This window comes from Skermanella sp., assembly GCF_059503625.1.
Genome location: NZ_JCACHA010000672.1, coordinates 606 through 12836, shown reverse-complemented (window position 1 = coordinate 12836; position 12231 = coordinate 606). Strand labels below are relative to the sequence as shown.

Annotated in this window: 7 protein-coding genes; 3 read left to right on the top strand and 4 right to left on the bottom strand. The window is 68.1% G+C overall.

Annotation, left to right across the window (positions count from 1 at the left end; translation table 11 throughout):
* From AC5JJ6_RS21510 to AC5JJ6_RS21495, 4 genes are all read right to left on the bottom strand, one after another.
* A partial coding sequence (locus tag AC5JJ6_RS21510) for a hypothetical protein (protein WP_496044022.1) occupies positions 1-303 on the bottom strand: 303 nt, incomplete at its 3' end.
* 199 nt (positions 304-502) lie between these two features.
* Positions 503-1957, bottom strand: coding sequence for a cyclic nucleotide-binding domain-containing protein (locus tag AC5JJ6_RS21505; RefSeq protein ID WP_496044021.1), 1455 nt, complete (start codon positions 1955-1957; stop codon positions 503-505).
* Between the two features lie 179 nt (positions 1958-2136).
* Positions 2137-2460 carry a hypothetical protein gene (locus AC5JJ6_RS21500; RefSeq protein WP_044431123.1) on the bottom strand — a complete coding sequence of 108 codons (324 nt, stop codon included), beginning with the start codon at positions 2458-2460 and terminating at the stop codon, positions 2137-2139.
* 81 nt (positions 2461-2541) lie between these two features.
* Positions 2542-2865: a hypothetical protein gene (locus AC5JJ6_RS21495; protein ID WP_496044020.1), complete on the bottom strand. Its 324-nt coding sequence runs from the start codon at positions 2863-2865 to the stop codon at positions 2542-2544.
* A gap of 327 nt (positions 2866-3192) precedes the next feature.
* On the opposite strand from AC5JJ6_RS21495, the gene AC5JJ6_RS21490 reads away from it, so the two are divergent.
* From AC5JJ6_RS21490 to AC5JJ6_RS21480, 3 genes are read left to right on the top strand one after another with little or no spacing between them, the layout of a single operon-like run.
* Positions 3193-5505, top strand: a complete 2313-nt coding sequence (locus AC5JJ6_RS21490) for a FecR domain-containing protein (protein WP_496044019.1) — start codon at positions 3193-3195, stop codon at positions 5503-5505.
* A gap of 22 nt (positions 5506-5527) precedes the next feature.
* Positions 5528-10390: a PKD domain-containing protein gene (locus tag AC5JJ6_RS21485; RefSeq protein ID WP_496044018.1), complete on the top strand. Its 4863-nt coding sequence runs from the start codon at positions 5528-5530 to the stop codon at positions 10388-10390.
* Between the two features lie 20 nt (positions 10391-10410).
* Positions 10411-12147 carry an adenylate/guanylate cyclase domain-containing protein gene (locus tag AC5JJ6_RS21480; RefSeq protein WP_496044017.1) on the top strand — a complete coding sequence of 579 codons (1737 nt, stop codon included), beginning with the start codon at positions 10411-10413 and terminating at the stop codon, positions 12145-12147.
* Positions 12148-12231: the final 84 nt, after the last annotated feature.

The following is a 12231-nucleotide window of genomic DNA, read 5'->3' as shown; positions in this document are numbered from 1 at the left end:
GACCGACTGGCAGGCCTTGGAAAGGAAGCCGGTCGAGGCGTTGACCGCGTTGTTGGCGAGACCGATGACGGTCGCGTTGCCGTCCACCTTCACGTTGCCCTTGATGGCGCCGATGTTCTGGTCGGCCTTGGCGAGGAAGCCGGTCGCGGCGTTGACCGCATTGTTGGCAAGACCGATGACGGTCGCGTTGCCGGCGATCTGGACGCCGCCCTTCTGCTGGGCGGAGGCGGGACCCGCCATCAGGGACAGGGCGATCAGGGCGGTGGTGGCGACAGTGGTGCTCAGGGCGGTGATGCGGATCATGACTGGAACTCCATTCTCAAGGGTTGGGTTCAAGGTGGGGTTTGGTCCGTTACACTGTCTTCAGGCCGTTTCCCGTCGTCGTCTTCATCTTCGTCTTCGGTGGCCGATCGCCGTGTCTGCGATGAACAGAACTTACCCAAAGCCGCCTGCCACGACTGTAAGCCAGCCCACAAGTACTTGATTTTAAGTGTGAAGCGGCTCACGCCCCCGGCAGGGCGAAGAAGCGGCGGAGGCGGTCCAGGAGGTCGTGGCGTTGGGGAAGTACCGCCGGCGGCATCGGGCGGAGGGCGGAGGCTCGCTTCTCGGCGTTGCGGCGCGCCCGGTCGGCCATCAGGTCGGACAGGCGTTCCGCCAGTTCGGCGCGGTCGTGCAGCATGGGGCGCAGCAGTTCGTCCGACAATTCGAAGATGACGGCGTCGCAGAGCGCTATCACGGTAGCGCTGCGGGGCTCGCCGGTCAGGAGCGCCATTTCCCCGAAGATATCGCCGGGATGCATGCGGTCCAGCACGACCGGCGATGCAGCGGTGGCGACGCAGGTCCTGACTTCCATCACGCCTTCGGTCAGCAGGAACAGGGAAGCGCCGGGATCGCCCTGGCGGAAGACCGTGGCGCCGGACGGTATGGAGCGGCGCATCATGCGGTGGGACAGGCCGTCGAGTTCCGCCGGCGTGAAGGCTTGGAACAGGTCGACGGTGCGGAGCATGCGGCCGCACAACTCGCCGCCGTTCGGGTCCGGATCGATATGGCGCAGCGATACCATCGAGCGGCGCGGGACGGCCAGCGGCAGGCCGGCGTGATGCAGGGCGTTCAGCATGGCCGCCGAAACCGCGTCCCGGCACAGGATCTCGGACCCGTAATCCGGGACCCAGAAGCGCAGCAGATAGCTGACGCCCGCTTCATCGACGCCTTCCACGACCACGTCCGGAGCGCGGTCGGCCAGCAGGTGATCGACCGACAGCAGGGCCGTCGTCAGGATACGCCGTGCCCGGTCCACCGGAACGGCCGGGTCCAGGTGGACCCGTATGCTGGTCCGGTAACTGGGATCGGGCATGCTGAGGTTGACGAAGCGGCTGGACGCGATCAGGCCGTTGGGCATCACGACGGTCGTGCCGTCGTTGGTCATGAGACGGGTAGAGCGCCAGTTCACCTCGACCACCCGGCCGGTGACGGGAGCACCGCCTGCCGCACCGACCTGAAGCCAGTCCCCGATCCGGTAGGGGTGCTCGACATTGATCGCGATGCCGGAGAATACGTCGGACAGGACGCCGCGCAGCGCAAAGCCGAGGACGGCGATCAGGACGCCGGATGTCGCCAGCAGTCCCGTGACCGGAAGGTGGAGAACGGAACCGGCGATGGCGACGACAGCCATACCGAAGAAGGCGAAGCGCGCCAGATCGCTGACCAGCCGGGGTGCGGCCGGTGCGTGGTGAGCGACCGCGAGCCGCCGCAGCAGGCCGTCGACGATGCGGATACCCAGCCATGCCAGACCCAGCCACCCGGCGGACCCCGCCGCTACGGTGACTGCGTCGTCTATGACGGTGTCGGCAGCAAGGCCGAAGCGGGTACGCAGTCCGGGCCAGAACGCATGGATCAGGAAGCCGGCCAGCGTGACGGCGGTGGGCAGCAGCGGGATGGGCAACCGGCGCGCAGGCACTTGGGGAGGCTCACTCTGGTCGATCCCGTCCGACGGGGATGTCCGAGTGTATGCACGCTTCCGCCGGGGTGAAAAGCCGGGGAGGCGGGAGCGAGAAAAGAAAATGCCCCGCGGCGGGAACCGCGGGGCCAGTCCGGATCATGAGTAGGGGGAGAAGGCGGTTGGCCGGCGGCGTGGGATTATTCGCAGCCGCTGCTCGAGTCCATCGAGCCGACCGACTGGCAGGCCTTTGAGAGGAAACCGGTCGAAGCGTTGACCGCGTTGTTGGCGAGGCCGATCACCGTGGCGTTGCCGTCCACCTTCACGTTGCCCTTGATCGAGCCGACGTTCTGGTCGGCCTTGGCGAGGAAGCCGGTCGCGGCGTTGACCGCGTTGTTGGCGAGACCGATGACGGTCGCATTGCCGGCGATCTGGACGCCGCCCTTCTGCTGGGCGGAAGCGGGACCGGCAACCAGGGTCAGGGCGATCAGGGCGGATGTCGTCAGGGCGGCGATGCGGATCATGGCGGTTGTCTCCTTCAGGGGGATGGTTGAACTGGAAAGGATCGGAGGAGGGTAGGGAGGAGGGAGGGAGGCGGCGCCGGGTTATTCGCAGCCGCTTTCCGAACTGATCACGCCGATGTTCTGGCAGGCCTTGGAGAGGAAGCCGGTCGAAGCGTTGACCGCGTTGTTGGCGAGGCCGATCACGGTCGCGTTGCCGTCGATCTTCACGTCGCCCTTGATGGCGCCGACGTTCTGGTCGGCCTTGGCGAGGAAGCCGGTCGCGGCGTTGACGGCGTTGTTGGCAAGACCGATCACCGTGGCGTTGCCGGCGATCTGGACGCCGCCCTTCTGCTGGGCGGAAGCGGGACCGGCAACCAGGGTCAGGGCGATCAGGGCGGATGTCGTCAGGGCGGCGATGCGGATCATGGCTTGGGGCTCCTTCGTGGGGGTGATCGGCTGGTTCGGTGTGTCTTGCGAGGCCGTCTTGTTCGATGAACCGAACTTAACCGGGGAGCCCCTCGCCGCCTGTAATCCGGCTTACACGCCTTTGGGTTTCTGTGTGAAGCCATTCACCAGTCGGATCGCGATTAAGGGCATTTTGGGACAAATGGTCCCCTTTTGAGAGAGCGATAGTTTCATCGATCAATGATAAAAAGGCGTAATATTTCCTCTTTGAGGGTTTCCAGGTTCATGACGGAGCGTGGCGAGGGCATTCATGGCCGGTACGTCCGGGCACGTTGCATGGCTGTCGGCATGCTTATGTCCGCGTTCGTGTCCATGATGCTGCCGGCGGCGGCAGCCGCTGCCACGACCGACGGCATGGTCCGGGTGACGCTGAAGGAGGGACAGAGCCTGCGGGACCTTGCCCGTCAGCATCTGGGCGATCCCAACCTTTGGACCGAGATCCTGAAGGCGAGCGGGCTGGCATCGGTCGCGGACGCCAAGCCGGGGGTCGAGCTGAAGATTCCCGTGACTCAGGTGAGCCGGGCGGCGAGGGCGGTGGCGTCGGCGCTCGACCATATCCAGGCAGCGACGCAGGCCGGGGCGAAGGTCTTCGCCGCCGATCAGATCGACGAGGCGGTCTCGCTGCACGAGCAGGCCCAGGCGCGGCGGCAGGCCGGCGACTGGGATGGGGCGATCAAGCTGGCCGGCGGAGCGGAGAAGGCAGCCGACAAGGCGCTGGAAGCGGCGGCCAAGGCCCGGGACGCCGCGGTGGAAGCATTGCTGAGCGATCGTCAGGGGGAGGTCGAAGGACGCCGTCCGCGCGATCTGGACTGGGGCGACCGGCCGGTGAAGTCCGTGCTGACGGAAGAGGAGCGGGTGCGGACGCTGTCCCGCTCGACCGCGCAGATAACGTTCCGCGACGAAAGCAGGCTGCGGCTCAGCTCCAACTCGGAAGCGGTGATCATGCGGATGCGCGCCGACCCGCTGGAGCGGGCGCAGGAGGCCAAGGTCAACCTGATCGAGGGCGATTTCTATGCCCTGCTGGCCGGGAAGAGCCGGCGCAAGACCTTCGAGCTGGAGATCCCCAACGTCGATACGCAGATCAACTCGACCAATTTCTGGGTGGAGCGCGACAAGCGGGGATCGAAGTTCACCAATTACGACGACGCCACGCTGGAGGTTGCGAGCAACGGCGCGAGCGTCACCCTGGGACGCAACGAGGGAACGGTCGTGCGGGCGGGACAGGCGCCGAGCGAAACCATCGGCGTCCTGGCGAAGCCCGAACTGGTCAGTCCCGCCGACGACGGCACGATCTTCAACGCCGGGGCGGTGCTGGCGTGGAACGCGGTGCCGGACTCGACCGGCTACTGGCTGGAGATCGGACAAGACAGCATCTTTCAGAAGGTCGTCGAAAGCCGCTGGGGATTGCAGCGGAACAGCATGGAGACGGCGGGGCTGGAGATCGGGTCCTATTACTGGCGGGTCGCGGCGCTGGACAAGTTCGGGCTGCCGGGCGAGCGGAGCGAGACGTGGCGGTTCAACATCCGCACCGATACCGTCCCGCCCTATCTGGCGATCTCGGAGCCGGCCGATGGCGCCGTGCTGCGGGAGCCTGTCGTGACGGTCAGGGGGATGACGGAGCCGGACACCGTGATCTCGTTCCGGGGCGAGGCGCTGAAGGTCGCCCCGGACGGTGCGTTCCAGGCGAGCGTCGTGCCGGTCCATGGCGTCAACGAGATCACGGTCTCGGCGGTCGATGCCGCGGGCAACCGGACGGAGCGGACGCGGGCGTTCGTCCATACGCCGGCCGGCAAGGCGGCGGTCGCCTATGATCCCGGTCTGCCGCGCCTGGGACCGCTGCATTTCGTGACGAACCGCAGCCCGCTGACGCTGTCGGGAACGACCGAGGCCAATGCGCGGATCGGCGTGCGGTCTTCGGCCGGTCCGCTGCGGGCATCCGCCTTCAGCGACACCAGGGGGCGCTTCGTCCTGACGGTGCCGCTCGCGGTGGATCGGGAGGACCTGACGCTGTCGGTGACGGCGTCCAACGGCGTCGTCACCGAAGACGCGCTGCAGGCTTCGATCGACCGGGAAGCGCCGCGTATCCAGGCCGATGCGGAGCCGCCGCCGGTGACCGGGACCGAGTGGCTGACGCTGTCCGGGACGGTCGAGCCGGACGCCCAGCTGACGCTCAACGGCAAGGAGATCGACAATTCGGGCGGGCGGTTCGAAGAACGGGTCGAGCTGGTTTCCGGTCCCAACAGGATCGAGATGCAGGCGACCGACCGGGTCGGCAATACCGGGATCGAACGCTGGCAGGTCAGCCTGGATCAGGACCCCCCGGAACTGGCGGGACAGCGCGTCGAACCGAAACAGGTGGAAAAGGGCGGACGGCTGGCGGTGGAAGTGACCGCCCGCGACAAGTCCGGCCTGAGGCAGGCGGCGCAGGTCACCGTCGCGGTAGGGGGCGAGGTCTTTACCGATTACCTGCGCCTGAGCGAGGCCAGCGGAGTCTATCGCGGGACGCTGACCCTGCCGGCGGGGGCTCGCGGACCTGCCGTTCTGAAGGATGTGCTGATCGAGGACTATGTCGGCAACGGCCGGCGCTATCGTTTCGACTGACAAGAAAAACCGGGAGGAAAGCGTGGGGCACGGCAAGGGAACGTGGTTTCTGTCGTCTGTTTTGTTTGCTTTCCTCCTGTCGGTAGCGTCCGGCGAGGCCCAGGAGAGCTTGGCGGAGCGCCCGCTGTCCGTGACCTATGGGCCCAAGGCCCTGCCACAGGAAGGCGATGACGATCACCAGGAAGTCATCCTGCTGAGCGTGCCCCGGGACATGTCGGAACGGCTCTATGTCAGGGTCTTCGACCCCGATCTCGGCGGAGACCATGATCTGGTCTACGGCAAGCCCGATACCGAGACGCGGTTCATGGTCTATGGGCGGGGCGATACGCTGCTGATGACGCGCCGCTTCGCCGCCGACCCGGCGACGGACGGGAAATGGGCGACCCTGGGCGAACTCGATCCCGCCGACGCCAATGCGGTGGACGGCCGCAGGGTGTTCCGGCTGGTGGTCGATGGCGTCGGCGGCGACGATGCCAACCTGTTCACCGCGACGGTCAGCCTGCGCGATCACCGCAATCTGGAGCCAGCGGGGCTGGAGTTGCAGGATGAGCGGCCTACAGTGCGGATGCCGGACAAGCGATCGCTGGCGGAACTTCGTTTCCGGGTCCCGGAGCAATCCCGGAGCCTGACGATCCGGAACTTCGACGCGGCGAACGGCGAGGTCGCCTTCGTATCGGCGTTCCGGACCCAGGCGCTCGCGGCATCGGCGCAGGGCGACTGGAAGGCGTCGACCGTGCAGGTCGATCCGGAGGAGCGCGGCGGCATCGCCGCCATCCTGTTCGCCGGCGGCGACGAGGTGCCGAACGACGCGACGTTCACGGTGACGGACGAGGCCGGCAAGCCGGTGCCGATCCTGCTGCCGGTGCGCGCCCGGCGGCCCAACCAGCGCCCGCAGCCGGATGCTCGGGTGGAAACGCTGGCCGATTGCTCCTCCGTTGCGTTCGATGCGTCCAGAACCATCGATGCGGACGGCGATTCGCTGCGCTACCGCTGGGAGTTCGGCGACGGTTCGGCAGGGGACGGTCGTACCGTGATCCACCGGTACGACCGTGCGGGCGGATATACGGGGAAGCTCCGGGTGCTGGATGGGTCGGGAGCGGTCGGCAACGGGACCGTCCTGCCGTTCAGCGTCTTCCTGAAGCGGCCTCCGACGGCGGTTGCCGGGGCGGACAGGGTGGCGGCACCGGGGGAGGCGGTGGTCTTCGACGGGACCGGGTCGCAGCAGGGCGACCGGCCGATCACCCGCTTTTCATGGAACATGGGCGACGGGACGCGCAGCGACGGGGCGAAGGCGCGGCATGCGTTCACCACGCCCGGGCGCCATGTCGTGACGCTGAGCGTCGAGGACGACACCCCGGCGCCCTGCAATGCCGGCACCGATACCGTGCTGGTGCAGGTCAATGCGCCGCCGGTGGCGGTGGCCGGAACGGATGCCCGGATCTCGGTCGGCGAGGCGCTGAGGCTGGACGGCGGCAGCAGCTATGACATCGACGGCAGCATAGCGGACTTTTCCTGGGACTTCGGCGACGGCACGGCGGCGTCGGGGCGGGCGGTCGAGCACGCCTTTCAGAAGCCGGGGACTTACCGCATCGGGCTGGAAGTGCGCGACGATGCCGGAGTGGCCAACAGTATCGGCCGCGCCGGGCTGAAGGTGGTCGTCAACGACCCGCCGGTCGCGAATGCCGGACCGGACCGCCGTGTCGCGGTAGGCGAAGTGATCGCCTTCGACGCTTCGGGATCGGTCGACCGCGACGGCGTGCTGATCGACCATGCCTGGGACTTCGGCGACGGCGCCAAGGGTGACGGGACGAAGGTGACCTATGCCTACAGGACACCGGGGACCTACAAGGTGGGGTTGGTCGTGACCGACGATTCCAGGACGTCAACCAACACGGCTGAGGACGATCTGACCGTTGTGGTCAATGCGCCGCCGGTGGCCGATGCCGGACCGGATCAGGTCGTGACGGCCAGCGAGGTCAGCTTCGACGGCGGCGGCTCCAGCGATCCGGACGGCGTGATCGCGCGCTACGACTGGGACTTCGGCGACGGCGCCACCGGGACGGGGCGGACGACGTCGCACGTCTACCGCAAGGTCGGCGCCTACACCGTCAGGCTGACGGTGACGGACGACTCAGGCACGGTGCGGAGCAGCGCCGGCGATGCCTTGCGGGTGCTGGTCAATGCGGCGCCGATAGCGGATGCCGGACCGGATCAGGTCGCGGCTCCCGGTCAGACGGTGGTGTTCTCGGGCCAGGGGTCTCTCGATCCCGACGGCGACATCATGGGCTGGCAGTGGGATTTCGGTGACGGAACCGCTGCCGGGGGAAAGCAGGCTTCGCACCGATACGCGGAGCCGGGTACCTACCGGACCCGGCTGACGGTGCGCGACGACACCGGCCAGCCGGATGCCGTCGATTATGACGAGGCGCTGGTCTTCGTCAACGCGCCGCCGCTGGCGCTGGCGGGGCCGGACCTGATCTCCGCGCCGGGATTGGCGGTCAGGCTGAACGGCTGCAACTCGTCCGATCCGGATGGAACCGGCCCGGCGTTCCGGTGGGACTTCAGCGATGTCGAGGCCAAGGCCGCCGGCTGCGAGACGGTGCGGCACTACGACAGGCCGGGGACCTATACGGCGCGGCTGACGGTGACGGACCGGTCCGGCGCGCTGAACGGCATCGCTCAGGATACAGTCGCGATCAGGATCAACGCGCCGCCGGTGGCCTCCGCCGGCCCGGACATCCTGAGCGGCGGCACCGTGATCGGGTTCGACGGATCGGCCTCCGCCGATGCCGACGGCGATCCGCTGACCTTCCGCTGGGACTTCGGCGACGGCTCGCCCGCCGGCGGCGGGGTGCGGGTGACCCATACCTATGCGGAGGGCGGCAGCTATCCGGTGTCGCTGACGGTCGACGACGGGACCGGGCTGCCGAACGGCAAGGCGTCGACCGCGATCACCGTCACGATCAACCGGCCGCCGATCGCGCTCGCGGGGGCCAACAAGCAGGTCTGCGCCGGCGATACCGTGCTGCTCGACGGCAGCGGCTCTTCCGATCCCGATGGCGGGCTGCTGCGCTACCGCTGGGATTTCGGCGACGGGACGACGGCGGAGACGGTCAATCCGGCCAAAACCTACCGCAAGGGTGCGGTCTATCCGGTGACCCTGACGGTCGAGGACGAATCCAGCTTCGCCCATAGCAGCCATACCGACCGGCTGGTCGTCGTCGTCGATGAATCGCCGATAGCGGAGGCGGGACCGGACCTGAAGGTCTGCGCCAATACCGACGTGCATTTCGACGGCTCCGGCTCCCACGACTTCGACGGCGTGGTCAACCGCTTCACCTGGGACTTCGGCGACGGCAATATCGGCGGCGGCGAGAAGCCGGTCCACGTCTTCCGCAAGCCAGGGAACTACCGTGTCCTCCTGACCATCGAGGGCGACAAGGCGGGCCAGTGCGACAATACCAGCACGGACGAGGTTGCGGTCGAGGTGGCGGCGGCGCCGGTGGCGAAGATCGACGCTCCGGACCGCATCCCGGTCGGCAGCCCGGCCGGGTTCAAGGCGGCGCAGGACGCCGCGATCGCGCACTATCGATGGGACTTCGGCGACGGCGCCTCGGCTGAGGGCCGCGACGTCGAGCACGCCTATGACAAGCCCGGCGTCTATGTCGCCACCCTGTCGGTCGAGCCCGCCGCCGGAGCGACCGCGTGCAACGTGGTTTCGGCGCAGCACAGGATCGTCGCCAACGCGCCGCCGGTCGCGGCAGCAGGACCCGACCGCGTCGTGGCGGTGAACGAGGAGGTGAGCTTCGACGGTTCCGGTTCTTCCGATCCGGACGGGGCGGTCGGCCGCTATCGCTGGGACTTCGGCGACGGCAATTCCGGAACGGGGATGGTTGCCCGGCACCGCTACAGGGAGAGCGGCGACTATACCGTCACGCTGACGGTGACCGACGATGCCGGCCTGCCCAACAGCAGCACCCGGGCGACCGCGAAGGTGACGGTCAATGCGGCTCCCGCGCCGGTTATTTCCGTCGCCGGAGGGGCCTGCTTCGGGCGGCCGTTCGGGCTGGACGCCCGGCAATCCAGCGACCCGGATGGAGCGATCCGGAACTTCGAGTGGGACCTGGGCGACGGGGCGAAGGCGTCGGGCGCCGAGATCTCCCATGTCTTCAGCGATCCCGGCGTCTACAACGTGGTGCTGACCGCCGACGACGGCGCCGGGCTGGCGAACAGCCGGCGGGCCGCATCGAAGGCGCTGCACGTCAACCGTCCGCCCTCGGCCTCCGCCGGACCGGACCGGAGCGTCTGCGCCGGCGAGACCGTCGCCTTCGACGGCGGCGGCTCGATCGACTGGGACGGCAAGCTGACGGAGTACCGCTGGGACTTCGCCGACGGGACGACGGGCTCGGGCGTCAAGGTCTCGCACGCCTTCAGCCAGCCGGGGACGTACCCCGTCAGGCTGACGGTCAAGGACGATTCGAATTCCTCCTGCGCCGAGGCCGAGGCGGTCAGCCGCATCCACGTCAACGCTCCTCCTCAGGTCAGTCTTGGCGGCGACCGGGAGGCGTTTGCCGGAGGAGCGCATGACCAGCTGCTGTTCGACGCTTCCGGGTCGGCCGATCCGGACGGCGCCGGTTTGGAATACACCTGGGACCTGGGCGACGGCACGTCGCGGTCGGGCGAGAAGCTGCGTCATGCTTATGACAAGCCCGGCGTCTACAAGGTGAAGCTGACCGTGCGCGACGGCACGGGGCTGTCCTGCGGGCAGACCGTCGGCGGCATGACCGTGACGGTGCGCGGGCGGGACGAGCCTGCCGGAGAGCTGACGGCCGATCAGGTCACGGAGCGCCCAAGCGGTGAGCGCCGCGCCACGGCGCGGCGCTGAGGGAGGCGGGGAGAAGACCGGTGCGGACCAGGATCAGCCTGCGCAACAAGCTTCTGATCTTCGCGATCCTGATCGCGGTCGTACCGCTGGTCGTAGCAGGACGGAGCATGATCCGGATCGCCCAGGACGAGCTGAAAAGCTCGGCCAACGGCGAGCTGGTGGCGGTGGCCGAGCAGCTGGTGTCGGAGATCAACGACCGGTCCGAACGGACGTGGCTGGCGCCGCTGCTGCTGATCCGCAACGCGCTGGACGACGAACGGCTGGGCGTGCCGGAGAAGATCGCGCTGCTGACGCTGGGCATCAAGGACATCCCGGAGTTCGCGGCCTTGCAGATCACGGTCGAGGGGGCGCCGGTCCCCGTCGTCGTGACCAACAGCATCTTCTCCAAGCGGCTGGCGGCCGCCGGGCTGGACCCGCTGGCCGTGCTCCGCCTGCCGGCCGAATCCGTGCGGGCCGTGTCGAGCACCGGCGAGTTCTATGTCGGCGACGCCACCCATGTCCGGGAAACGGACGACTGGCTCACGACCATCGTGCTGCCGCTCCGAACCCGCTTCGCCGGAGCGTCGTCGGTGCTGTCGGTGCGGGTCGACCTGGACCGCACCCGGCGCTTCCTGGAGGTCCATCCCTTCGCGAAGACGGGCTTCGTCACGATCGTCGATGCCCAGGCGCGCCGGGTCTTCGACCCTGGACGGGCCGATCTGGGCGGCGTCTCGCTGGTGGCGGAAGCGGTGGGCTTGCTGAACGGCGGGACCCGGACGATCGCCGCCGGCCCCTATGTCCGGCCGGACGGCGAGCCGATGCTGGGAGCCTACGCTTTCCCGCGCGCCTTCGACTGGGCGATCCTGGTGGAGAAGCGGCAGCGCGACGCCTATATCGCCGTCGACCGCATGATCGACAGCCTGCTGCGCTGGACCGTGGCGGGACTGGCGGTAGCCGGGCTCGGGGCATTGCTGCTGGCGTTCCGGATCAGCCGTCCGATCGTCGAGATCGACCGCGTCGCGGGGGAGGTCGCCAAGGGGAACTTCCAGGCGCGCGTCCAGGGTGTCCGCTCCCATGACGAGATCGGCGAGCTGGCCCGGCGGATGGACGACATGGTGGTCGGCTTGAACGAGCGTTTCCACCTTCAGAAGTTCGTTTCCGGCGGGACCATGCTGGCGATCCGCGATTCCGGCGGCGGGATCAGGCTGGGCGGCCAGCGCCGTCGGGCCACGATGCTGTTCTCCGACATCCGGGGCTACACCGCCTTTTCCGAGCGCGTCGATCCGGAAGTCGTGGTCGAGATGCTGAACCTTTACTTCCAGCATCAGGCGGAGATCATCCAGCAGCACGGCGGCGACGTGGACAAATATGTCGGCGACCAGCTCCTGGCGGTCTTCCAGGGGGAGGGCATGGTCGAAAACGCCCTGCGCGCCGCGATCCGCATCCAGGAACACACGGCCGAGCTCGGCCGCCAGCATCCCGAATGGGGCTTGGCCCTGGGCATCGGCATCAATGCCGGGGATGTCGTGATGGGGGCGATGGGGAGCACCGACCGGATGGACTACACCGTCCTTGGCGACAACGTGAACCTCGCGGCCCGATTGTGCTCCCACGCCGGACCGGGACGCATCCTGCTGAGCGAGAGTGCCCGGGAGGCGGTGGACACCTGTCCGGAGTTCACGACCTCGGCGCTGCCGCCGCTGGCCGTCAAGGGGAAGCGGGCGCCTGTCCCGGTCTTCGAGGCGTGGCGGCGGGAAACGATGGATCTGCCGTCGTAACCCGCCGGCCATGATGCCGCCTCGAAGACCGGGACTCCTGGCGCCTCGGCCTGGGTCAGCGCTTCTGGTCGAGCCTCTCGCTCG

Excerpts from the sequence above, each read along its gene's own strand:
- AC5JJ6_RS21500 (WP_044431123.1), bottom strand. The coding sequence starts at position 2,460 with ATGATCCGCATCGCCGCCCTGACGACATCCGCCCTGATCGCCCTGACC.
- AC5JJ6_RS21495 (WP_496044020.1), bottom strand. The coding sequence starts at position 2,865 with ATGATCCGCATCGCCGCCCTGACGACATCCGCCCTGATCGCCCTGACC.
- AC5JJ6_RS21490 (WP_496044019.1), top strand. The coding sequence starts at position 3,193 with ATGCTTATGTCCGCGTTCGTGTCCATGATGCTGCCGGCGGCGGCAGCC.